Source organism: Bradyrhizobium sp. LA6.1 (assembly GCF_040547805.1).
GTDB lineage: Bacteria > Pseudomonadota > Alphaproteobacteria > Rhizobiales > Xanthobacteraceae > Bradyrhizobium > Bradyrhizobium barranii.
On record NZ_JBEPQK010000022.1, the window covers coordinates 135,358 to 159,547 of the forward strand.

At 60.5% G+C, this 24,190-nt stretch carries 20 protein-coding genes and 1 tRNA gene; 12 read left to right on the forward strand and 9 right to left on the reverse strand.

What is annotated here, in order from left to right; translation table 11 throughout:
* Positions 1-1,233 (reverse strand): hypothetical protein, encoded by a 1,233-nt coding sequence (locus ABIB99_RS37725; RefSeq protein WP_354180710.1) that lies wholly within the window; start codon positions 1,231-1,233, stop codon positions 1-3.
* Between the two features lie 182 nt (positions 1,234-1,415).
* Between ABIB99_RS37725 and ABIB99_RS37730 the strand changes: the two genes are divergently transcribed.
* The 4 genes from ABIB99_RS37730 (at position 1,416) to ABIB99_RS37745 (ending at position 4,384) form a co-directional block, all read left to right on the forward strand.
* A complete protein-coding gene (locus ABIB99_RS37730) occupies positions 1,416-2,138 on the forward strand; it encodes an SGNH/GDSL hydrolase family protein (RefSeq protein ID WP_354076942.1) in 723 nt (240 codons plus the stop codon).
* Between the two features lie 182 nt (positions 2,139-2,320).
* The gene (locus ABIB99_RS37735) at positions 2,321-2,581 is read left to right on the forward strand and encodes a hypothetical protein (RefSeq protein WP_071911332.1); all 261 of its coding nucleotides are present in this window, start codon (positions 2,321-2,323) and stop codon (positions 2,579-2,581) included.
* Positions 2,582-3,821: 1,240 nt separating this feature from the next.
* Positions 3,822-3,995 carry a hypothetical protein gene (locus ABIB99_RS37740; protein WP_247303764.1) on the forward strand — a complete coding sequence of 58 codons (174 nt, stop codon included), beginning with the start codon at positions 3,822-3,824 and terminating at the stop codon, positions 3,993-3,995.
* Between the two features lie 8 nt (positions 3,996-4,003).
* Positions 4,004-4,384 carry a hypothetical protein gene (locus tag ABIB99_RS37745; RefSeq protein WP_225005345.1) on the forward strand — a complete coding sequence of 127 codons (381 nt, stop codon included), beginning with the start codon at positions 4,004-4,006 and terminating at the stop codon, positions 4,382-4,384.
* Positions 4,385-4,572: 188 nt separating this feature from the next.
* On the opposite strand, the gene tenA is transcribed toward ABIB99_RS37745, so the two are convergent.
* From tenA to ABIB99_RS37770, 5 genes are all read right to left on the reverse strand, one after another.
* Positions 4,573-5,247: a thiaminase II gene (gene tenA, locus ABIB99_RS37750; protein ID WP_354180714.1), complete on the reverse strand. Its 675-nt coding sequence runs from the start codon at positions 5,245-5,247 to the stop codon at positions 4,573-4,575.
* 500 nt (positions 5,248-5,747) lie between these two features.
* Positions 5,748-6,608 carry a carbohydrate ABC transporter permease gene (locus tag ABIB99_RS37755; RefSeq protein ID WP_354180716.1) on the reverse strand — a complete coding sequence of 287 codons (861 nt, stop codon included), beginning with the start codon at positions 6,606-6,608 and terminating at the stop codon, positions 5,748-5,750.
* Complete coding sequence (locus ABIB99_RS37760) at positions 6,605-7,492, reverse strand: carbohydrate ABC transporter permease (protein WP_063981792.1); 888 nt, start codon at positions 7,490-7,492, stop codon at positions 6,605-6,607. The genes ABIB99_RS37755 and ABIB99_RS37760 overlap by 4 nt, the downstream gene beginning before the upstream one ends.
* Positions 7,493-7,557: 65 nt before the next feature.
* Entirely contained in the window at positions 7,558-8,901 is a 1,344-nt protein-coding gene (locus tag ABIB99_RS37765; RefSeq protein WP_135214222.1) for an ABC transporter substrate-binding protein, read from the reverse strand.
* Between the two features lie 113 nt (positions 8,902-9,014).
* The gene (locus ABIB99_RS37770; protein WP_135214221.1) at positions 9,015-10,052 is read right to left on the reverse strand and encodes a LacI family DNA-binding transcriptional regulator; all 1,038 of its coding nucleotides are present in this window, start codon (positions 10,050-10,052) and stop codon (positions 9,015-9,017) included.
* A gap of 69 nt (positions 10,053-10,121) precedes the next feature.
* Between ABIB99_RS37770 and ABIB99_RS37775 the strand changes: the two genes are divergently transcribed.
* From ABIB99_RS37775 to ABIB99_RS37790, 4 genes are read left to right on the forward strand one after another with little or no spacing between them, the layout of a single operon-like run.
* Positions 10,122-10,964 (forward strand): glucosamine-6-phosphate deaminase, encoded by an 843-nt coding sequence (locus tag ABIB99_RS37775; RefSeq protein ID WP_354180719.1) that lies wholly within the window; start codon positions 10,122-10,124, stop codon positions 10,962-10,964.
* The gene (locus ABIB99_RS37780; protein WP_135214220.1) at positions 10,961-12,109 is read left to right on the forward strand and encodes an N-acetylglucosamine-6-phosphate deacetylase; all 1,149 of its coding nucleotides are present in this window, start codon (positions 10,961-10,963) and stop codon (positions 12,107-12,109) included. Before ABIB99_RS37775 ends, ABIB99_RS37780 begins: the two co-directional genes overlap by 4 nt.
* A gap of 10 nt (positions 12,110-12,119) precedes the next feature.
* On the forward strand, positions 12,120-13,166 hold the full coding sequence (locus ABIB99_RS37785; RefSeq protein WP_354180721.1) for a Gfo/Idh/MocA family protein: 1,047 nt from the start codon (positions 12,120-12,122) through the stop codon (positions 13,164-13,166).
* A gap of 7 nt (positions 13,167-13,173) precedes the next feature.
* Positions 13,174-14,163: a Gfo/Idh/MocA family protein gene (locus tag ABIB99_RS37790; protein WP_245343956.1), complete on the forward strand. Its 990-nt coding sequence runs from the start codon at positions 13,174-13,176 to the stop codon at positions 14,161-14,163.
* A gap of 360 nt (positions 14,164-14,523) precedes the next feature.
* Here ABIB99_RS37790 and ABIB99_RS37795 read toward each other — a convergent pair.
* The 3 genes from ABIB99_RS37795 to ABIB99_RS37805 form a co-directional block, all read right to left on the reverse strand.
* Positions 14,524-14,599 (reverse strand) — tRNA-Lys (locus ABIB99_RS37795).
* A 294-nt stretch (positions 14,600-14,893) separates the two neighbouring features.
* Positions 14,894-15,529: a response regulator transcription factor gene (locus tag ABIB99_RS37800; protein ID WP_028152046.1), complete on the reverse strand. Its 636-nt coding sequence runs from the start codon at positions 15,527-15,529 to the stop codon at positions 14,894-14,896.
* Between the two features lie 313 nt (positions 15,530-15,842).
* The gene (locus tag ABIB99_RS37805) at positions 15,843-17,054 is read right to left on the reverse strand and encodes a sensor histidine kinase (protein WP_354180726.1); all 1,212 of its coding nucleotides are present in this window, start codon (positions 17,052-17,054) and stop codon (positions 15,843-15,845) included.
* A gap of 567 nt (positions 17,055-17,621) precedes the next feature.
* On the opposite strand from ABIB99_RS37805, the gene ABIB99_RS37810 reads away from it, so the two are divergent.
* From ABIB99_RS37810 to ABIB99_RS37825, 4 genes are all read left to right on the forward strand, one after another.
* Positions 17,622-19,220, forward strand: coding sequence for a DcaP family trimeric outer membrane transporter (locus ABIB99_RS37810; RefSeq protein ID WP_354180728.1), 1,599 nt, complete (start codon positions 17,622-17,624; stop codon positions 19,218-19,220).
* Positions 19,221-19,631: 411 nt separating this feature from the next.
* Positions 19,632-21,197: an AbgT family transporter gene (locus ABIB99_RS37815; RefSeq protein WP_354180730.1), complete on the forward strand. Its 1,566-nt coding sequence runs from the start codon at positions 19,632-19,634 to the stop codon at positions 21,195-21,197.
* Between the two features lie 202 nt (positions 21,198-21,399).
* Positions 21,400-22,398 carry a glutaminase A gene (gene glsA, locus ABIB99_RS37820; protein WP_231142855.1) on the forward strand — a complete coding sequence of 333 codons (999 nt, stop codon included), beginning with the start codon at positions 21,400-21,402 and terminating at the stop codon, positions 22,396-22,398.
* A gap of 72 nt (positions 22,399-22,470) precedes the next feature.
* The gene (locus tag ABIB99_RS37825; RefSeq protein WP_354180733.1) at positions 22,471-24,120 is read left to right on the forward strand and encodes an MFS transporter; all 1,650 of its coding nucleotides are present in this window, start codon (positions 22,471-22,473) and stop codon (positions 24,118-24,120) included.
* Positions 24,121-24,190 lie beyond the last annotated feature (70 nt).

Here is a 24,190-nt window from a genome sequence, read left to right on the forward strand (position 1 = left end):
TCAGGCTGCCGCGCCCGGATTTCCCAGCAGTTCGCTTTCCGACACCGGCGCGCCCGCAACAAGGCCTCCGTCGTCAGCGATCATCGACACAGCGCCATCCGGGGCGAGCGTCTGGGATTTGGCTGAAATAGGTCCGCATGTGAGCATGAAGTAGTCGTACGATGTTCGCCTGTCATTTCCACTGACGAACTGGCAGTGCACGCGGAAGAAATTGAAGCGGATGCGTTGATACATGTCGTCGTTAAGCATTCGACTAATCTTCACGACCCTGACGGTCGCCTCGTTTTCTGTCGACAAGCCCATTTCGGCCATTGGCCGGCATTTGTAAAAATTCAACACGTCCGTGAGGGCCTGATAGTCGCCCCAGAAGATCGCGCGGGAATTGGCGACGCGTTCCACCGCCCCGCGAAAGCGCACTGCCTTCGGGTGCAGGCCGATCTTGAGTATGGATGATCCAACGCTCAAGAATGTGACGGGAATCTTTTTCCGGCCGAGCGCAGGGTCCAGCTTCAAGGCGCGATCAAGTAGATCAACCGCTAGTACGGCGCCAAGACTGTGCCCTACGACCAAAATTTCGTCTGCGGCAGAGTTGCTCGCCGCAACCACAAGCTCGGCGGCCAACCTGTCCAGCCTCTGCTCTATTTCCGAAATACCGAATCGAATGTACTCGCAAGAAAAGATCCAATCGTCGAACAAGTCGCCCAGGTGCAGCCAGCGCCACGGACCCGCCAACACGGCTGCGAGTCCGAAGAGGCCGCCACCGGTAGCAATGGGAATTGATCCGGTGATCTTGAATGCAGCCACGCCAGTCAAAAAGGCGGCAGCGATGAGCAATCCGAACGCGACAAATGGATAGAGAAAGAAAAGTGCGTAGCGCCAATTGGTCTGCAAGTAACGCCAAAGAGTGCCGGCCAATACGAAATCCAGAAACGCAAGAATGCCGACGGAAATGCGTGAGCCGATGCCTCGACCCCCGAACACCTCGATTACATCGTGCCATCGGACCAGACGGTAATCGGTTTCGACGAGCCAATCGGGGCCGATTGTCGTCACGTTCCATTGTATCTGGTCGGCGGTATCATGCGAACCGTCGACGGTCGCTTTCACTGACCAAGTACGTTGGAACCTCTCAATTTCGCGCACAAAGCGTCGTTGCGCGCTGGCATGCGACGTGATTGGATCATAGCCACCGATATGGAATACCAACCGTTTCGCTACAGGCTTGCCGCACATTGTCTTATCCCCGGACTCATGCGTGCTGCTCGCTGCCCCCTCAATCGATCTGTAATCAAAAACAGACGTTTGACGCCAAGGGTTGTCAAGAGAGAATCCACCAGTTATTGGGGAACATGGGTCGATTTGTTCTACCATGCGTAAGCCGAACCGCTCGAACAATAGCGTCGATCGGTGCTGCCGTGATTGTCGGTTTGTCGAGCACAGCGCCCTCTCAAGCGCAGGACGGGGCATCATCTGGCGAGAGATGCCTTGCTGCAAATTTGGATGTTTCGCTGGGCGCACAATTGCCCCGCACGGCGGCGCGTTTGAGATCTGGTGAGCCGCTAAAGATTGTCGCGATCGGATCATCGTCGACGGTGGGGCTCTGGGTACTTCGGTCCGCGGCCACATATCCGCAGGTGATGCGCCGAGAACTCTCGAGGCTTAGATCCAACGCCACGATCGAGATCATCAACAGCGGTCGAGTCGGCGATACGATTCCGAACAACATCGCGCGGTTCGAGCGTGACGTTTTCGCGCACACGCCTGATCTCGTTATCTGGCAATTAGGTACTAATGACGTCGCCTGGGGTGGCCGGCCGGACCAAGGGCTCAAAAGAAGCGTTCTTGAAGGGGTAAGGGCACTTAAGGCGGGGTCTGCCGATGTCGTGCTGATGGATCTGCAATATGCGCCACAGGTGCTCGCTTCCGCTAGCTACTCAACGATGGAGGGCATCATCGCCGATGTCGCGAAGCAGGAACGGGTCGGGCTATTCTCTCGTTTTGCGCTGATGCGTAACTCGATCAATGCCGGAGTTGCGCAAAGCGAGCTTGTAACGTGGGACGGATTGCACAACACCGCCGATGGTTATGATTGCATTGGACGAGCCCTTGCCCGAGCCATCTCAACGAGCGCGCGTTGAGAGGCCCTAGCTCAGGCGAATCGAAGGCTGCGGGCTCGCAAGAGTTTGGGCACCGGCCGTGACAGCGATGCCGAGCGTGCAGATGCCCACCAACGCGAACAAAGACCAATTATCGTCGACAATCACCGCATCTCTCGCAGCGGTGACAGCAATTCGCGCCGACGCTGTCAGGAGGTGCGCTCATGCACCATTATGCCAGCCAACTTGTTGACCTGTTACTGGTGCTTGTCGCCGCGTGGATGGTGCCGGCCACCATCTTTATTATCTACGCCTATTTCGCTCGTCTTAAGAATCCGGTCAGCGAATCGGTCTTTGGACGTGTGGTCATCGTTTCCTTGTTCATCATAACCACGTCGATTTGGCTCCCGATAATTGTGGCCGCCATAGTCCTATCACTGATCGGTCATTTGTGGTTCCGCTTCAGGGGACAACTACGCAAGTAGCTGGGTATTGGTAGAGGCGAAAAAGATGGATTCAAATTAGAGCAGCCCCTCAGCAAACTAAAAAAGGAAGCGAAGCAATGCCTGCGTTTCTCCCTGCTCTGACGATAGCTGCTGTCAATTTTATAACAATCGCCACGGCTGCAGAATGGCGACCGCAGTTTCTCTCAGCGTGCCGAAACGGTTGCGCGCAGCAAAGCGGCTTTTCGACGGACGCTTGCTCGAAGATTTGCATCTGCATGGCGTCAGAGTTGGAAACGAAGTTTAGTATCGAGACTCTCGGCTCCATTGATCCCCCGAGTGCTGAGCAACTACACCAAACTAACGAAATCAGAATGCTTTGCGTCCGGCGCGTACTAGGACATTAGAGCTGTTGCCATTGGCACGGTGGTCATCAGCTTGACCCTGACGTAGCTCTCCGTCTTTCCAGCCGCAAAATTGGCTGCCCCGGCTGTTCGAGGACAATATCGCGCCGACGGCGCATCCGAGTCCTCCCTTGCGAGACCATCTCAGCCCTGAGCTCGAAAATGGCCTTTGCACCTGGTGGATGCGGTCGCAAACGGACATGGCTGCCTTGGATGCCGAACGAAAGAGGATATACCAAGAGCTGCAGAACGAACCGCCTGCCTCAAAGGAAGTCGCGCAGCATCCCGCCGTCCTGAAACGATATGAGGAGCAACTCAATCGGCTTGAAGAAGCATCGGGGAAAAGTGTCACCGGCGACGCAGAAGCCATCAGAGACCTTGTCGATACAGTCACTGTGTTCCGGGATCCAGCCCGACCAGGTGGAGTTGCGGTGGAGATAGCTGGCCGCCCAAATGCCTTACTCGGCGAAGCCGCCTACCTACGTTCCCCGACGGCATTCCGAGTTTACGGTTTCCCTGGCCTAGCTCTTGCGCCGGGGCTTCACTCTCTCCGTTCGTGAGAAAGGCTGGTCGGGAACAATTCAATAAGATCAATGGATCGCGGCGGTGTATAGCAAAACAGATTTTTTCCGGCCGCCGCGAGATAGGAAACAGGTGGTGATGCGCGGAAGAAGGAGGATCGAGCAGCGGATTATTTAGTCGCCGGGATCCCTTACGCTCGCGACACGCCTTAGTGGGATCATTTCGCACATTGACCGAGGTGACACCGCGAGAGTTGAAATAAAAAGTGAATAGAAGAGCGGGGATATTCCTCAAAGCTGACTTGATCTCACCCTTCGCTGACTTTCTTAGCGCAACTAATTGATGAGTAAGTAGTTATGACTGATCAGCAATTAGCCCTGGAAGCGATTAGCGACGCGCAACTCATATTGGAAGAATTCCTTCGGCCCCATCCCAGGGATCACGCGCGTATCCTTGAAGAGTTGGTGGAAGTTCTCGAGCGGCCTGCTTTGATCGTTGCTGTAAGTCGATTGCAGCAACACGGCAATTGAGCGCGCCCATGAGCAAACCGCTTCAAGCGTTTTCTTTAACCGTTGGCATTGTTGCGCTCTCATCGCTCGAAATGACCAGCCTGCATGCCAAGCAACAATGCAGCGCCGCAATGCCGCCAAATCCGCAAGGGCAATGGTGGTCCTACCGTATCATCGACGGACGAAAATGCTGGTACGCGGGCAAACCCATGCTGTCGAAAGCATTGCTGGAATGGCCTACAGAGCAGCGTCCCCAACCCGGTTCTCGCGGAGAAGCTACAGGTATCCTCATTGCTAACAAGCCCGGCAATCCTTTCGATGCACAAGCGTTGGCACTGAAAGAGGGCCCTGACACGTTTGAAGAGCGATGGCGTGCTAGGATCTCCATCTCCAACACTGGACACGACTGAACAATACTAATGACTTAGCGATCCTGCATCTCGCCTATCGTTGGCGAGGACTTTCGCGCCTGTTCCAGGCCGCGTGCTTCGTTACTCCAGCAATCCCGCGCACTGCGTTCCTCTAGAACAACGCGCCTCCGCAACTCGTGCACAGCAGCCGTCAAACGAGTCCCTGCAATCAACCGATTGCCGAAGGGCTATTCAACACGCTGGCCCACACGCCAGCCCATTTCCCAGAAGTCCGCCTCAAGCCGAGTGGCCTCCTTGAAGATGGCAATCAGTTCTGCCTCGCGAGCCGGCGTGGCGTAGAGATCGGCGAGATGCTCCAAATGCGCACGCGCTTTCGCCGCGACCTCCTGGTATGGCAAGCCAGCGTACTCGTCGATCCAACTCCGATAGGAGTTCGTCCTAGCGTCCGCATCGGGTCGCGAGGCGAGCCGCGTTGCGATCTCCGCGTACCCGATCACGCAGGGGGCAAGTGCCACCTTGAGTGCCAGCAGATCGCCGCGCATTCCAGCATCGAGCACGTAGCGTGTGTAGGCCAGCATCTCGACCGCCGGAGGAGTTTGTTCAAGGTCACTCGGGGATAGACCCCAACCAGCACACAGCTTCACATGAAGGCTCATTTCGACATCAAGGATGGCCGACAGGCCGGCCGCAGCTTCACGCATGTCGGCAAGCTTGGGCGACTTGTAGACCGAGAGCGCATAGGCGCGCGCAAACTCGATGAGGAACAGATAGTCCTGAGCAAGGTAGTGACGAAATGCGGCTTCAGGGAGCGAGCCATCTGCCAATCCGTTCGTGAAGGGATGCTCGGTGTAGGCCCGCCACTCAGCAGATGCTTCTGTCTTTAGACGCTCGAAGAAACTCACGATCCATTCCCGCCTGGCTTGCTTTCCTATGAACTTTTTACTCACGTCCTATCAACGCGAACCAAGACGCTGACCTTGGCAGACCGCAGCGACTAGCGGGTAGGATGCGAATGGAATTCGCTTGCCGTCGGTCGCCGGGAATGACTGGCGTTGTCACACTATCACCAACAGAACGAAATGCGCGGGAAAATCAACGGAGGCGGCCATTGTCCCGCCGCTCATGGCGATCTAGTTGCAGATTCGAGTCCTGCCGGGCCCACCAATCACGTCAGTATCTTACTTGGTCTTCGTTTCCCTCAGCGCGACTACCGCACCAGATACGTGCACTTTTCGTTCAAGTTCGCGCATCGCAAATCCGCTTGATGGCGCTAGACCGACTTGGATGATGGCGAATGTAATCGTCGCCCACTCATCAGTTGGAGATGCTCCGACAGAGCCGCTGATTAAGAGACGGATGATTTGCTAGGAAAATCTACGCCTATTCCGATGCTGCCATGGCGTCACTCCTTCAAGCCGCTGGAGGCCACGCCGCGTACGAAATTTCGACGCATCAGCGAGAAGAACAGTGCGCTCGGAACCAGCGCCAGCGCCGCGGCCGCGCTGAGGCGACCGATGTCCACGGTGAAGCCGGTCTGAAACAAGGCGAGCCCAACCTCGAGCGTATAGGTTTCCTTGTTGGTCATGACCACGAGCGGCCACGCGAAGGCAGTCCAGGCCTGAAAGAACGCCAGCACGGCAAGAGCGCCCAACGGGCCGCGCATCAGCGGCAGCACGATCCGCAGGAAGATCCAGAGCTCCCCCGCGCCATCCACCCGGGCAGCCTCCAGCAGCTCGTCAGGGATCGACGTCATCACATATTGCCGCACCAGGAAGATGCCGAAACTCATGATGAGATAGCCGACCAGGAGCCCAGGCCAGGTGTTCAACAGGCCGGCGGACTGGACGTTGAGATAGAGCGGGATCATGTAGACTTCGAAGGGAACGACCGCCGTCGCGATGATCACGCCGAAGATGACCGGGATCCCCGGTAGATCGAACTTGCCGAGCACATAACCTGCGATCGCCGATGTGGAGACGATGCTCGCGGTCGAGAGTGTCGCGAAGATCAGCGAGTTGCCGATCCAGCGAAACAGCGGCGTTTCGCGCAGGACGCTGACGATGTTCTCCAGCGTCGGCTGGTGCGGGATGACGGTCGGCGGCCACGCCAGCAGCTCCGGCTGCGTCTTGAACGCGTTGCTGATCAGGAAGACCAGCGGCAGGAGCATCATCAGGCTGACGACGCCAAGAACGGCGTCGATCACGAGGCCGACGGCACCGTTCTGACCAACGACGGACGGATGCTCGCGTTCCTGCTCGCTCATGCGCGACTCCTGTCGCGGAACAGCCTGAACTGCGCGCTGGTCAAAATGAGGACGATGACGAGCAGTACGACGGCTTCGGCGGCAGCGTAGCCGACCCGGTAGTTACGAAAGCTGTTTTCAAGCATGTCGAGGACGAGGACTCGGACGAGACGCCCCGGCGCACCCTGGACATCCGATGCCAGCACGAAGGCCTGCGCATAGATGTTGTAGGACGAGATCAGCGTGATGACCGACACGTACAGCATGACAGGCTTTAGCAGCGGCACGGCGATGTGGCGGAAGGCCTGAAACGACGAGGCGCCGTCGAGGCGCGCGGCCTCGTAGAGCGCCTCCGGGACGTTCTTCAGTCCGACCAGGAAGATCAAGACGGCATAGCCGATCGCCTGCCAGGAGCAGAGAACGATCAGGCACACCAGCGACAGGACAGGGTCGAACAGCCACGACTGGGCCGGAATCCCGACGAGGCCGATCAGGGCGTTGAGCGGCCCGAGCCGGGCGTCGAAAATCCATTTCCAGGCCATCGCCGCCGGAACCAGCGAGACGACGTGCGGCAGGAAGACCGAGGCCTCATAGACGCCGCTGCGCCGCAGCCCCTGCCGGGTGTTGATCAAGGCGGCGAGCGCAAGCGCGACGGGGATGGTGATCGCTACGACGCTAAAGGCGATGATGGTGGTGTTGAAGATCGCTTCGAGAAACAGCGGGTCGCTCGCCAGCTCGACGAAGTTGGCGAAACCGACGAACGGCTTGCGCCGCGAGATGATATTCCACTGGAAGAGGCTGAGCCGCAGCGTCTCGATGATCGGATAGACGCGGATACAGCCATAGAGGCCGAGGACCGGAAGCAACGCCAGAACTGGAAACAGCCATTTCGGCGTGGTGCGCATGCATCCTCCGGCAAGCGCCGGTCAGCCGCCGGCGCCTGGATTGAGTGGGTCCCTGTCGATGGAGTTTAGGGTTTGGCCAGCAGGTCTTCCCGGGCCAGGATCTTGTCGCTCTCCTCAGCCGCGGCCTTCAGGAAAGCATCGATCGCGGCGTCGTTGCCGGCCAGCGATTTGTCGGTGAACGCCTTCTCCAGCCGCGCCGCGAGCCGGGTGAGGATTTCGCTGGCAGGGCTGATCGCCGGGACCGTGAAGAAAACGTGGCCGGGCGGCGTGTTGACGAAGGCGTCGAGCTGCGGGATTTTCTTGAGCACGGCGGAGTAGTCGAGGCCTTTGCGGTTCGGGACCCAGGCCGTGTTCTCGAGCAGCCAGAGCAGATTTTCCGGCTCGTTGGCCTTTTGCACGAAATCCCAGGCGATCTGGCTCTTGGGTCCCTTGTTCGGCACGTAGAGATCGACCGGGACCATCAGCGTGCCCTTGGGCAGTGGAGCCGTGGCGTATTTGAGATTGGGCGCCTTCTTGGCGACGTCGCCGATCACCCAGGATTCCCGGATGAACATCGCGGTCTGGCCGAGCTCGAAGGCCTCCGCATCCGCCTTCATCTCGGGCGTCACGGTACGGTAGACCACGACGTTGTCGAGATACTGCTTGAGTGCGGCGCGGCCGGCTGCGTTCGCATAGGCGGCGCGCCATTTTCCGCCCTTCTCCTCGAGCAGCGTCCCGCCGTGATTATAGAGAATGGTCCAGTACTTCTCCGCGATGCCCGAGCCGCCGCCGCTGAGACGCAAGCTCCATCCGCTCACCGTCGGCACGCCGGAGGCATCGCGCTGCGCGAGCTTCTGCGCATAAGCGGTGTAGTCGGCCATGGTCTTGGGCGGACCGTCGAGGCCAGCCTTGGCGAACATCTCGGTGTTGTAGAACAGCGCGCCCTGCCCCTGGAATAACGGCACACCGAAGATCTTGCCCTCGTACATGGCGGTCTTCACGCGCGTCATGTCGTAATTGGCTTTGACGAAATCGACGATCGACGCCGGCGGCTCCGGGATGAGGCCGGCCTCGAGATACCGTGCCGCCTCGACCTCCATCTCGATGACGTCCCCGGCCGCGCCTGATGGAAGCGACAGTGCCAACCGCTTCTCGTGCTCGCGGAGCGCAATGGCCTCAACGCTGATTTCGAGATCCGGGTATTTGCTCTTCAGCTGGTCGCCGACGCGCTTGTAGAACGGGGCCAGATCAGGCCACCCGCTCCAGATGGTCAGCTTCTCCGCCGAAGCAGGAGACGCAAACGCCGGCACGGCGACAGCGAGCGCCAGCGACAGCGCGGCCGACATCCATGACCGACGCCCCGAATTCGCCGGGCGAATGTTGTCCTCGGAACGCGTGATGTAGCCGAACCTGCCGACGGGTCTCATCATGAGGGTCATTCTCGCAATACAGAATGGGACAAATCTTGCGAAAAAGCTCGCATGCAACCGGTTGCGTGTCAATTGCGATCCGTTGCCGCTTTCGAAGGCCTTTGATGAAATCGTCAGCGGCCTCGCCGCTTCGCTGGCGCCGGCCCGGTCGAGGCGCGAATGACGAGATGGGAATTCAGCTTGTGGCGAATCTCGCCCGACACGCCGCCATTCATCTGGCTGAGCAGCAGACCGACTGCGACATCGCCTGCATCGGCGCAGCGCGCCGACACGGTGGTGAGCGGCGGATAGGTGGTTTCGCCGAGGACGTCGTCGCAGCCGACGACACTGAACGATTTGGGCACCTCGACATCGAGCGCAGCCAACCCTGCCATCAAGCCTTGAGCGACAAGGTCATCGAACGCGATCGCCGCGGTGACGCCGCTCGCGACGATCTGCGTCGCCGCCACACGGCCGGTGTCATAGGAGGGTGGACGCGCGGGCACGGCGATCACCTTGAGCCCGCGCTTCTCCGCCTCGCGCCGGACGGCATTGCGCCGTTGCTGGTTCGACCACGACGTCGTGGGGCCGCTGACATAGGCGATGTGCCGGTGCCCCAGCTCGGCCAGATGTGCGATCGCAGCCGCCACACCCGGCGCGGTGTCGATCAGGACCCGCGTAATGCCTTCGATATCGCGATTGATGAGCACCAGCGGCCGGCGCGTCGCATGACGGCGGATACGCTCTTCGTCCAGGCGCGACGAGGCGAGGACAAGTCCCTCCACCTGGCCGATGAAGCGGCCGACCAGCAACTCCTCACGCGCGGGATCCTCGTCCGAATTGCCGAGGAAGACGCACAGCCCGGCCTGGTCGGCGCGCAGTTGCGCCGCCCTGATCAGCGGTGGAAAGAACGGGTTCGCGACATCCGAGACGATGAGCGCGACGTTGCCGTGGCGTCCGGTCGAAAGCGCACGCGCGACCTGGTTCGGCACATAACCGAGCTTGCCCGCGACTTCCTTGACGCGCCGGACGGTCTCCTCGGTCAGCATCTCCGGCCGCGAGAAGGCGCGCGATACGGTGGCACGCGAAACCCCGGAGGCCTTCGCGACCTGACTGATCGTCGGCACGACCGATGGACGTCCCTCCCCACCGCTATCGGAATCGCGCTTCACCGCAGGCCGCCTCCTCTGCATCGCCTTCACCTAGACATGCCCCGGCCGGGCCCGGGGCGCAAGCTTGACATGCAACCGGTTGCATCACATTCTCTCCGCTCGAGGGTAAAGTGCAGGCCCGGCAGACCATGGATGAGCATGACGGCTTCGGTGACTCCCTCAATCGCGACGTTTAAAACGCGGGATGCGATGGGCCGGGCGGCCGCTGCGGACGTCGCTGCTGCGCTCCGCAACCACCTCGGACGGCAGAGTAACGTGCGGATGATCTTCGCGGCGGCACCGAGCCAGGCGGAGATGCTGGATGCCCTTGCTCGCGAGCGCGATATCGACTGGCGGCGCGTCACAGCCTTCCACATGGACGAATATCTCGGACTTCCCGCGGATGCGCCGGAGCGCTTCGGGGCTTGGCTGACGCGTCACTTGTTCTCGCGCATCGCTTTCGGCGCGGTTCACCTGATCGGGCAGGAGCCGGATCCGGAGCGGGAAGCAGCACGCTATGCGGCCCTTCTCGGCGAAGCCCCGATCGACATCATCTGCCTGGGAATCGGCGTGAACGGTCACCTCGCCTTCAATGACCCGCCGGTCGCCGATCTGCACGACACCAAGTCGGTCAAGATCGTCGAGCTCGACGCAGTGTGCCGGCAGCAGCAGGTTGACGATGAGTGCTTCCCGACGCTCGGAGATGTTCCGGCACATGCAATCACGCTGACGATTCCCCGGCTCCTGGATGCCGACCGGCTGTTTTGCGTCGTGCCCGGCGCGTCCAAACGCGCCGCCGTCGAACGATCGCTATACGGTCCGATCGGGACCGAGTGCCCGGCGAGCGCGCTCCGCACGCACCCACGTTGCGCGCTGTATCTCGACCAGGATTCCACGCCGCCGCAGCTCTCACTGACCCCGGTACGCGCATGACAGATCCGGCAACGCGCGTTTCGGGCCGCGATCCGGAGACCGGACAGAATCGCACCATCGTCATTCAGGACGGCCGGATCACGGACATCGTTCCCGGCGGTGACGATGACGGGCTGTGGCTGTCGCTCGGCCTGTTCGATCTGCAATTGAACGGCTTTGCGGGCTACGATCTCAATGGCCGCCCTGATCTCCGGACGGTCCGCGATCTCGTCGCGGCCGTCCACAACAGCGGGGTGTCGCGTTTTGCCCCTACGCTCATCACGGCATCGCATGATGCGATCATCGATGCATTGCGCGCCATTGCACAGGCGCGTGACAGCGATCCGTTTCTCAAGCACGCAATGCCCTTCGTGCATGTCGAAGGCCCGCACATCGCGCCAGAAGATGGTCCGCGCGGTGCGCATCCGGCCGAACATGTCAGGCCGCCTGATCTCGACGAGTTCGACGCGTGGCAGGCGGCCTGCGGAAACCTTGTCGGCCTCGTGACGTTGTCGCCGCATTGGCCGGAAACGGACGCCTATGTGCGCGGCCTTCATGCGCGCGGCGTCCGTGTTGCCCTCGGCCATACAAACGCCGCACCGGATCAGATCTCCGCCGCCGTCGCGGCGGGCGCAATATTGTCGACGCATCTTGGCAACGGCATCGCCGCCACGCTGCCGCGACATCCCAACCCGATCTGGTCGCAACTGGCCGAGGACGGGCTGTGGGCGAGCTTCATCGCCGATGGCCATCACCTTCCCCGCGAGACCTTCAAGGCCATGCTGCGCGCAAAGGGGCTGGAGCGAGCGATCCTGGTGTCGGATGCCGCCGCGCTCGCGGGTTGCACACCCGGAATCTACGACGCGCCGATCGGCGGCAAGGTCGAGTTGAAGGCGAACGGCCGGCTGGAAGTCGTCGGCACATCCTTTCTGGCGGGCGCAGCCGTCAGCCTCGTGTTCGGAGTAGCCACGGCAAGACGCATGGCCGGATTGACCCTGGCAGAGGCGCTGAGGCTCGCAACGGTCAATCCGCGTATCCCGTTCAACCTTCCTGCGCTGACGGTGGGTGCGCCGGCCGATCTGCTGCGCTTCCATCTCGGCGAGGATGAATCTCTCGTGCCCGAGACGGTCTATGTCGCGGGCCGTCCTTATCGCTGCAACTCTTGAGGACTGAGACATGAACCGGCTTCGCATCGGGTTGATCGGTCCGGGAGCGATCGGCGAAACACACGCGCGGGCAATACGGGCGCTCGACGATACCGTCTTGTCCGCGATCGCCGGCGGCACGCCTGAGCAGATTGCTGCGTGCATGAATGGCGAGGACGTTCCGGCATTCGCGACCACCGAGGCGATGCTCGCGAATGCCGGGATCGACGCGGTCGTGGTCTGCACCCCGAGCGGCGCGCATCATGACGTCGCGCTTGCTGCGATCGAGGCGGGGCGGCACGTGCTGGTCGAAAAGCCACTCTGCGTCGATCCGATTGAGGCTGCGTCACTGGTCCGCGCCGCCGAGCGCTCGCAGCTGACCTGTGGCGTGGTTTCGCAGCGCCGTCTCGAACCGCAGCACCAGGCGATCAAGACCCTGCTCGACACTGGCCGGCTCGGACAGCCGCGCCTGATCGAGGCGGCGATCCATTGGTACCGCTCCGACGCCTACTACGCGGAGAAGCCGTGGCGCAGCGAAGCGGAGCATGGCGGCGGCTCGCTGTTCAATCAGGGCGTTCACAATCTCGACCTGATGCTCTGGCTGTTCGGAGCCGTCGACAGCGTTCAAGGCAAGACGACGACGCTCGGACACGCACACGCCGTCGAGGACACGACGGCGGCGCTGCTGTCTTTCGCATCCGGCACGCTCGGCGTGATCGTGACGAGTACGGCGCTGCCTCCGGGACGGCCGGCCATGCTTCGACTGTTCACCGATCGCGGCAGTTGCGAGCTCGCAAACGACAGCATCGTGCGCTGGGATTTTGCTGATGTTGCCGAGCCGCCAAGCGCGGCCGGGGTTGGCAGCGCCGCGAGCGATCCCAAGGCGATCGGGATCGAAGGACATATCGCGCAATGGCGCGACTTCGTTCAATCCGTCCGGGAGCGACGGCCGCCTGCGAGCACGTTCAGGGATGGATTCGAGGCTGCGAGACTGGTTGACGCCATCTATCGCTCGGCTTCCGAAGGTCGCGCCGTCAGCCCCAATGAGATCGCAGCGGAGGCCATTCATGCCAGCTAGCTCCGAGATGCTCGACATCGCCATCATCGGCGCAGCCCACCCGCATGTCGAATACGTACTGTCAGAGATCGCTGTCAGAACCGACGTCAGGGTCGTGGCCGTCGCCGATCATGACCCAGCGCGGCGCACCGAGCTCGAACGACGTACGAAGACGCCCGGCTACGCCGACCCGAATGCGCTTCTGGATGCGCATCGGGTTCGGGCCGCAGCAGTCTTCACCGAATTCGGTCTTCGCGCTCCAATCGTCGTCGAACTTTTACGCCGCGGCATCTTCGCGATCGCCGACAAGCCCATGGCTGTGACCCTGGCCCAGCTTGCGCTTATCGAGGAGACGCTCGCCGGGCGCAATTTGCTCACTCTTCTGCTCGAGAAGCGGTTTTATCCGGTCACGCTCGCACTCCGATCCGTGATCGACAGCGGCCAACTTGGAGACATTGTATCCATCACTGCAACCGGGCCGCACAAGCTGGTCCCAAGCCGACGTCCAGCGTGGATGTTCGAACCATCAACTTATGGCGGCATCCTCGCTGACCTCACGGTCCACGATATTGATCTGGCCCTTTGGTTGACGGGATACACCAGCGGCACGATCAGCGGCTGGATTTCGTCGACCCCGGCTGCCGGCACGACGAACTTTCCCGCGCTGGGGCGTGCTATTCTCGCCTGCGATGGCGGACCGGAATTCGCGATCGAAGTTGACTGGATCCAGCCCGAAGCATCGCCACGGCACGGCGACTATGCCATGCGGATCTCCGGGACAAAGGGTCGTGCTGACGTTCTGTTCGCGGAAAATCGACTGCTCGTCGAGACGGCGACGAGACCCCGGCGCGAAATCGACCTGCCCGTGGGCGCCTCGCCCGCCAGCTTCGTCTTTGATCATCTCGCCCGCGGCGAGACCTTGCAGATTGCGGCAAACGAGGCCCTGCGCGCCACGCGTATCGCAATACTTGCTCAGGAGAGTGCGGCCAACGGCGGAAAGCCGATGCGATGGAGTTAACACCTACCCCGCTACCCTGGATCACAGCCAAGCAGGATCTTCGCTACCTGCGCGGGGTCGTGAAAAAGATCGTCCGTGCAGTCGATCTCCGTGAAGAGCTGTCCTTTACATCATTCCGCCACGGCGGCTTTTACCGAGGGAGCCGACAGCGATCTGACGGGCGCTGAGCTCAGAGCCGCCGGCCGCCATCGCTCGTCGCGGCAGTTGCCGACCTATGCAAAGCGCACACGGAAACAGCTAATTTCCGGCACGAAGAAACGGCGAGAAGAAAGAACAAAGACAGCCGGTTTGTCGGAATAGCCACGGCGCGTCTGTCGGAATGACGACCGTAACAAACCCCTAAGCTATTGAAAAGCTTGGTGGCGCACCAGGGCTCGAACCTGGGACCCGCTGATTAAGAGTCAGCTGCGGTTTCAATGACTTGCCGGTCGCATCCCAGGCTTATGCGGCTGAAAATGGGCGTCCGTCGGACGATCATAATCCGTCATTGCGCTGCCGGTCAGCGAGGTGTGCCGAGCTCGACGTTGTATCGTCGAATTCGGGAGATCAACGTCGTGCTTTCGAGCCTCGGGCCGCTGGAAGGAAATGCCCGGATGCTCCTGGTGCGGGTCTGCCCAAGTCCGGACCTTGACAGCACCGCTGTCGCTCCAGCGAAAATCGCGGCATTTCCAACGGGAGAACGCGTTGTCGCTGATCGCTAGCGAGGCGGCGGCTCGCATTGAAAGCTCCATCAAGGATTGACGAGCTTCCTGCGAACGGCGTAGCGGACGAGCTCGGCCGTCGATGACATTCTGAGCTTGCGCATCGCTGACGCGCGGTGGGTCTCGACGGTCTTTACGCTCAGCTTCAGGATGACGCCGATCGACTTGTTGGTGTGTCCCTCTGCAATAAGCTGGACAACGCCCTGCTCGCGCGCGGTGAGCAGCATATCGGACGTATTTTGCTTGCCGGCCTGGTATTCGTGGAGCAACTTCTCCAACAGAACGCCCGTGAAGTAAGGTCTGCCATCGAGCAAGGCCTCGATCGCGAAGATCAGGTGCCTACTGGCGTCCGATTTGAACAGGAAGCCGCGAACGCCAGCCAGGATGGCTTCAGTCAGCAATTCCTCATTCTCGTGCATCGTCAGGATCAATACTTCGGTGCGCAGGTGCATCGACTTGAGGCGGCGGCTGACCTCAAGTCCGTTCATCAGCGGCATCGAATAGTCGGCTATCACGACGTCCGGACGCGTCTCCACCGCCACGGCCACAGCCTGCTCGCCGTTGGTCGCCTCTCCGCTGACGATCCAGTCTGAGCGGGTCTCAACGATCGCTCGGAGCCCGGAACGTACGACTTCATGATCATCCGCAATCACGATGCGTTTCACGGCGTCGTTCCCGTATGCGGGCCCAGAACCTGTCGGGCAATGGATGGAGATTTCCAGCAGTCAAGTGTGCCAATCTACCGATTATCCTTCAATGGGTTATCCTGCAAAACCCTGATATCTCCGGGCGGATGTACCAAACATCGGCGTTTCCAATCAGACATCGACGGGTCTTGCCCGCGCGCAGCCCAAATCGGACCGCTACACGATCATCGTCGATCAGCCTTCATTTCGTGGAGGGAACTCCGGGAACCGACGGACAGAGACTGCCTGCCCTCGGGGTCCCTGATCTCCGTCATTCCGTGCACACGCTGGCTTATGATTTCAGTGACGCGCGCCGGCTGCGCCTTTTGCTCATGAGACCATGCGGGAACACCGCGCACAGCGTCGTGCCGGTGTGTCGCGGTGCAGGATTGGACCGGATCTCGAACGTGCCCCCAAGCTGCTTAAGTCTCGCTCTCATGGCGGGAATGCCGACACCGGGCGATATCGCACCGTTGCCACGTTTGGTGTGATCGACCGGAAAACCGCGCCCGTTGTCGCTGATCGTCAGATGGAAGTGCCCCTCGATCGCCTCGACGGCGATTCTGACCTCCGTCGCCTTCGCGTGGCGGAATATGTTCGTGAGCGCCTCCTGAATGACCCGCAGCACCGAGAGCTGGCTCGCGTAAGGTAGCTTATCGACGGCGGCGGGTATCCTCGTGCTCACCCGCAACGACGTACGTGCACCAAACCCCAAGGCATGCTGCTCGATCGTCGCCTTGAGTCCCCGGTCCGTCAGATCCTGGGGGTGGAGCAGATAGGTCAGGGAACGGATTTCCTTGAGTGCCGCGTCGATCGACGCGTCGATATCATCGCAAAGCCGCTCGACGCCGCGCGGGTTATCGAGGCAAGTGCGGACACGCATCACACCAAGACTGGCGGCAACCAGCTCCTGGCATGTCGAATCATGAAGCTCCGATGCGATCCGCTGGTGGATGTCCTCGCGGATGGACATCAGGCTGACGTCCCCGTGAAGGAAAGCAGCCTCTTCAGTCACACAGTCGAGCCCCTCCTTGTGGAGTAACCGATGACCGCCAATCAACCGGGCCGCATTGCCGGCCATGGGATGGAGGATCGGAACAACGGTTGTCTCGACATCCCGCAGCAAGCCGCCGAGCATCAGACTGTGCTGGATTTTGGCCTCGGTTCCTTCCGCAAGACATGCCTGGAGGATTTCACAGAGACGCTCGGCGTCTTCCTTGGCAAGACATTCGAAGACGTCCAGCTCTCGGACCTCCTGCTGCGACATTCCAAGGAGAGCCTCGAAGGCCTGATTGATTGCCTCGTACACGAAGCGCCCGCCACGTGAGGGGCGGACCGCGAAAAGGAGCTCTTCGGAGTGTGTCCAATATGAGCGATCGCCAATTGCGTCCTGACCAATCAGGTGATCGTCGATAAAGGGACGCGCCGGCTCGCAAGCAGGAGAACTGTGTGGCTTCACGGTACGCACCCAACTTTCCGGGTCTTTTTTCGAGGTCGAACTCAACGCTCAATCTCGAAAGCTCCCCTCTCCAGTCGTCCCAGCATCGATCACCGGACTACAGGAAACGCCCTAGGGGATAGATCGGATTATACGCTCGATCTTACCCTCAGCCAGCAGGTTGTATTCTCCGAAGACCAAAACCTCGCATGACTGGCATGAATTCCGGCATATGACTATGCAGTTCGTGCCACGCAAATATGGCGGCGACACCCAAGACGCGACGATACGGGATGCAGCGCACAGTGGTGGGATTGTGAGCCATTTCGATTTCACGCACCCCTCCCTATCCTGAGATCGCTTTCTGCGCTGCAGGATGATGTTGAGCCGACCGAGCGCGATGCAACTGCGCTGCGGTACAACCGAAATGGCACAATCTCGCGGAAAATTTCGACCTTCGATGGAGCCGGCTTGCGATCGCTGAAATCAAGCGCAAAACTCGATGTGCCCCGAACGTGCCAACAGGAGGCTTGCGTGCGAACATTCCGAGCGCTTTGCGGCGTTGCATCAATCGCAATATTTTCCAGTCCGGCTTTGGCACAGACACCCGCCAGTCAGGAGCAGAAACCTTCCATGGAAGAGTTGATGCGCCGTCTCGATGCGCTGCAAGCCCGCGCAACAGAAGGTGACAAGCTGATCAGCGCGCTGCGCCGTCGCGTCGACGAACTCGAAACGCGCGATAAGCATTCGAAGTCCCAAGCCGCCACCGCACGTCGTGACGTCGTCGTACCGACCGCCGGGCAAAAGCCGCCTGCGATTCCGGTTGCGTCGACTGAGCCGCGAATGACTGCGAGTGCTGCGGTCCCTCCGCAAGCCGCGGCGGCGCCCATTCCGGGCCTGCGTCCGCCCGAACCGATGGGCAGTCAGTTCGACGGCGAAGGCGAGGACGCGCTGCGTTCCGATCTCCCGGGCTTGTCCTTGCGCATCCCGGGTTCGCAGTCCGAGGTGCGATTCTACGGTTTCGCGAACGTCAATGGCTACCACGACTTCAATGGCCGCAATCAGTCCGATGCGCCGACAGTGCAAACCATTCCGCTTTCCGGAAGCCCCGCCGACATCCAGGGAGGCGATACCGGATTGTCCGCCCGGTTCAGCCGCATCGGTATGGATACGCGCACGGCGACCGCCTGGGGCACTCTAGAAACCCGCTTTGAAGGCGACTTCGGCGGGGGCACGGCAGCCTCACCCAATGCGGTCTTTCGGCTCCGTCAGGCCTGGGGCGAGGTCGGCAGCGAACAGTTTCGTGTCCTGGTCGGCTGGGCGAACAGCCTGTGGAACGAGGGCGTTTATGAAACCGTGAACTTCTCGACCAATCTCAACCAGTCATTCGTGCGCCAGGCGCAGGTTCGGGCGACCGCGACATTGGCTCCGGGATTGACCGGGCACGTTTCGATCGAGATGCCGGATACGCAGTACACGTCCGCGGCAGGCGTATTCACGCAGATCAGCACCCCGGCTGGCTTTGGTGGATTGAGTCCGTCATTTGCCTCCGTGCCCGATCTACTCGGCCGGCTCGAATACCGGAACGATGGCCTGGGCCTCGACCTGCGCGGCCTGCTGCGCGATCTCACCATCCGCACGGCTGGTACGGCGGCGGCGCCGCCAGCGGTCGAGCGCAATACCGCCGGTTGGGGTGTCGCAGGTAGCGGTCGCTTCCCAATGCGATGGCTGTCACCAGCTTTCGGTCCGGACGAGCTGGTTGGCATGGCCTATTACGGCCAAGGCATCGGGCGCTATTTCGGCGCCAATACCTTCGGCCAGGATGCGCTGTCCAACATCGGCCTGCCCGGCGTTGTCGATCCCAGCCTCGACGCCCTGCCGACCTATGGCGCGAGCGCAGGCTACCGCCGCTTCTGGACACCGCAATTACGCAGCAATTTCGTCTACTCCTACGCATGGCAGCAATATCCGTCCTATGCGCAATTGTTCGTGCCGGGATCTGTCTCGGCGACGTCGTTGAACAGCACCATGCAGCAGGGGATCTTCAATTTGATCTGGAGCCCGTTCGCCGAGCTTCGTGGCAACAGCGTCGGGACCGGATGGCTCGACGTCGGTCTTGAATATGTCTACTCCCATCGGGACGTGTACGGCGGCACCGCAGCAACAGCCCCGGTCAGCACCGGCTCTGGTACCGCCAATCGCATCCTTGGCTCGGCCACTGTGCGGTTCTGAAGACAGCCTTGTTGCTTCGCAGGCAGACATGGAAGCCTTGCTGACACAGACGTTCGTTCGGGTCGGTAATTGCCCCGGAACAATCTAGGCGCATTCGGTATTCAGCCGGATTTTGAAGCGCCTTATTGATTGTTCGTAAGGCAGCGTGTGAACGGACAGATCGCGAAAGGATGAGCAATCCTCTCCCGAGAGGCCTCCGTGTCTCCATGGTCCTTTCAGATCGTCGCCGCACTCGCGGCGATGACGCTGGCATCTTCGTCAGAGGAGTAGCGGGGTCGTCGCGTTGATTACGAGATCAGCGGTTTCGAGCGCGCATTGGCGTCCGATCTTTCCTCGCTGTTCTCATAGCATGGATCATCATGGTACCAGCGCTGCTCCAGCCGTCGCTAATGGAGCGGGAGGATTTCCGACATGAGCGCGCGCAGTGACGCCACCAACACGCCGCCATCCAAGACGATGACGCAAAGAGCCCTCGACACTGTCGAACGTGTCGGAAACAGCGTCCCGCACCCGGTCGTGATATTTCTGATCCTCATCGCCATCGCGTTGGTGCTGTCTCACTTACTCTACATGTTGGGGGCAAGCGTCACCTATCAGGTCATCAACCCGGATACTCACAAGGTCGAGACCGCGACCTCTGCCGCCAATAGCCTGCTGACGGCGGATGGAATTCGTCATATTTACACCCGGCTCGTGCCAAACCTCATGGGTTTCACCGCGGTTGGGCTGTTGATCGTCGCCATGATGGGCGTCGGCGTCGCCGAGGAAGCCGGCCTGATCAACGCGTTGATCAGAAAACTCGTGGCCGTCTCTCCGAGCTGGGCACTCGTTTACATCGTCGCGTTCGTCGGCATCTTGTCCAGCATTGCCGCAGACGCCGGCTATGTGGTGTTGATCCCGTTGGCCGGCGCCGCCTTCTTGAGCGTTGGCCGGCATCCTCTCGCCGGGCTCGCTGTGGGATTTGCCGCAGTCGCCGGTGCATTCACCGTGAACATGATCATCAAGCCGCTTGATGCCGTTCTGACGGAAATCACCAACGACGCAATCCACATGGTCAACCCCACCACGTCGCTGGATCTGACCGCCAACGTCTCGTTCTCGATCGCCTCCGTTGTTGTCCTGACCATCGTCATCGCGCTCATCAACAACCGGATCATCGAGCCACGGCTGGGCGCTTACCAGACCGAGAAGACCGCCAACACTCAGCCGGAGGCGAACGGAGGGCAGCTTTCCGCCGACGAGTCGCGTGGGCTGAGGTACAGCGGCTTTGCGCTGCTCGGGGTCGTGATCCTGTTCCTTCTGCTAACGGTTCCGTCGGGCGCGCCCCTGCGCAATCCGACGACGGGCGTCCTGATCGGCAACTCACCATTCATGAACGGCCTGATCGGGGTCATCATGGTGCTGTTCCTTGCAACCGGGATCGCATACGGCATCGGCGCGAAAACGGTGAATAGCTCCACGGCCGTCATCGCGGCCATGACCAAGGCGGTGGCTTCGCTGAGCGGCACCATCCTCCTCTTCGTCGTCATCAGCCAGTTCGTCGATTACTTCAACTATAGCAACATTCCAACGTTGATGGCCCTGACGATGGCCGATGTCTTGAAGAGCGCGAATATCGGCACGCTGTGGCTGCTGGTTGGCTTCATCATTGTCGTCATGATCCTGGACTTCGTGTTCACGCCGGCGATCGCCAAATGGGCCATCTTCGCGCCGGTCTTCGTGCCAGTGTTCGTGCAGCTTAACGTTGATCCCGCGGCCGTCCTGGCCGCCTACCGCGTCGGCGACTCGCCGATCAACGCGATTACCCCGCTCAATGCCTACTTTGCCATGGTGGTCGGATTTGCCCAGATTTACGACCAGAAAGCGGGCGTCGGAACGGTTGTCGCGCTGATGTTGCCGTACACTCTCTGGATAGCCATCATTTGGACCGTGCTGTTCGTTGTCTGGTACCTGCTGGGCTTGCCTTGGGGATTATGAGGCGCAAGGCAGCCCTAACCCGGAAAAACCCCGAGATGTCCGGGTAAATGGCCTGATTGTTCACCAAGGAAAATCAACGTTAGATGACGGTCCGTTGGGCCTCGTTAAAGGCAGTGAACGAAAACGGCGAGTGAGGGGCGTTTGACCCGACACATGTCGGGGCTCCCTCGGTGCTTCTCATTATGGAGGCTTGGAACGCGCAATGAATGCGAACGCCGATGCCGACAACAACTATTCCTACGTATCAACCGGACACTTGCCGGCCGAAGCGGAAGTCATCTCGCTGATCGACGAGGTGTACGCGCGCTACAAATCAAATACGGACGGCAAGAACTCTCAAGTATATCCCGCGCTCGCCGAAGTACCGAGCGACCTGTTCGGCGTTTGCGTGGTCGGCACCAACGGCGCGGTCTACGCTGTGGGGGCGGCCGAATACGAGTTCTCGATCATGAGCGTTTCCAAGCCGTTCATCTTTGCATTGGTCTGTCAGGCCCTCGGCGCGGCGCAGGCACGTCAGAAGCTTGGAGCGAACGCGACCGGCCTTCCGTTCAACTCGCTCGCTGCCGTCGAACGAAGTCCCGATGGCCGCACAAATCCGATGGTGAATGCGGGCGCGATTGCAACGACAAGCCTCGTCCCGGGAACGACGGCTGATGCGAAATGGAAGTTCATCTACGACGGATTGTCACAGTTCGCCGGACGTCCGCTTGCGCTTAACGACGAGGTTTATGCCTCGGCGACGGAGACCAACTTCCGAAACCAGAGCATCGCCCGCCTGCTCCAGAGTTTCGAACGGATTTACTGTGATCCGGCAGAGGCGACAGATCTTTACACCAGACAATGCGCGCTGAATGTGAGTGCCAAGGATCTGGCGGTGATGGGTGCGACTTTGGCGGACGGTGGCGTGAACCCCATCACGAAAGTGCGCGTGGTCGATCCGTCGGTCTGCCACTACGCACTGGCCGTCATGACGACTGCCGGAATGTACGAGACATCGGGCGATTGGCTTTACGATGTCGGGCTACCGGGCAAGAGCGGCATCGGCGGCGGGATCGTCACGGTCTCTCCCGGAAAGGGCGGTCTGGGGACTTTTGCGCCGCCGCTTGACAGCGCCGGAAACAGCGTCAAGGGACAGCTTGTAGCGAAGTATCTGTCGCAGCGGCTGGGCATGGATTTATTCATGTCCAACCCGGAAGCGTAGGTTTGCAATTGTCCGAGATTCAGCCCGCACTGACTGTGGCTGGACTTCAGAAGAAATGACAGGGGACACGCCATGACGATGGCATCTGCGACGACGGTTCACTCCGTTGAAGAAGAGAATGCATCCTGGGTGCCGATGATCACTATCGCCCTCGGCCAGATGATCATGTCTTTCAACGTCGCCTCCTTGCCAGTTGCGCTGGGAGGGATGGTCAACAGTTTTGGCGTTCCGCCCACGACTGTCGCCAGCGGTATCGTGGCTTATTCGATGCTTGTTGCCGGCTTCGTCATGCTCGGTGCGAAGCTGATACAGCGCTACGGAGCGACGCACGTATTCCGCGTTGCCGTTGCCGTGTTCGGCGCCGCGCAGGCGTTGATGACGTTCAGTCCAAACGCGGATCTCATGATTACTGCGCAATCCTTGTCCGGCGCGGCTGGTGCGGTGATCGTACCGTCGTTGGTCGCGCTTATCGCGGAAAACTACAAGGGGCGGCAGCAGGCAACAGCCGTTGGCGCATTGGGTTCCGCGCGCGCCGCTGCGGGCGTTCTGGCGTTTGTCATCGGCGGTACTCTAGGCACATTCATCGGATGGCGCCCTGCGTTCGGGATTCTGATCGCCGTGTCGGCTGTGGTTTTCCTTTTGAGCTTTCGTCTCAAGCCCGATGAGGCGCGTCCGGAGGTCCGGATCGATTTCGTAGGTGTCATTCTCGCTGCCGCAGCCATCATTCTGATCAGCTTCGGTTTCAACAACCTCAATCGGTGGGGGCTGGGATTGGCGGGGCCCAATGCGCCATTCGACCTCTTTGGCGTATCTCCCGCCCCGATCATGATCGTGATGGGTATCGTGCTCGGTCAGGGCTTTCTGAGTTGGACCCACAGACAGCAGGCTGCGGGGAAGACCCCGCTTCTTGCGCTCGAGGTGATCGACTCCCCGCAGGAGCGGGCGGCGGTGTATGCGATGTTTGCTGTCGTAGCACTGGAAGCGATGCTCAATTTCTCGGTTCCATTATACATCCAGATCGTGCAGGGGCGCACGCCGCTGGCGACAACAATCGCCATGATGCCCTTCAACCTCACCGTCTTCTTCGCTGCGATGCTGATCGTGCGATTCTATGGTCGATTCACGCCGAGGCAGATCGGACGCTATGGCTTCATACTCTGCACTGTGGCGCTCCTTTGGCTCGCCTTTGTCGTGAGGAATGATTGGAGCGCCGTCCCGGTTCTCCTTGGGCTGGTGATTTTCGGCATTGGACAGGGATCGCTGGTCACACTGCTGTTCAACGTGCTGGTCACGGCTTCGCCGAAAGAGCTCGCGGGCGACGTCGGCTCGCTGCGCGGCACGACTAACAATCTCGCCGCGGCCGTCGGCACAGCGGTGGCCGGGGCACTCCTCGTCGGCCTGTTAAGCGCGGCTGTTTTGCGGACCATCGCCGAAAATCCAAAATTGCCGCCTGAGATACAGGCGCAGCTGGACCTGGATAACATCACCTTCATCAGCAATGACCGGCTGCAGAGCGTGATGGAGCAAACCACGGCCTCTCCGGCTCAAGTGGCGGAAGCGGTGCGCGTCAACACTGTCGTGCGATTGCGCGCGTTGAAAATTGGCCTCCTCATCATGGCTGGCGTTGCCTTGCTTGCGATTTTCCCGGCAGGGAAGCTGCCCAACTTCCTGCCAGGCGAAATTCCCGACCCGGCGCCGCGTAAGCGCGGAAGGAACGAATAGCAATCGTAACCTCCTGGCAAGAAACAGCGTTTGCTACGACGGACAATGTGGCGATCGCGCCCGCGTACTG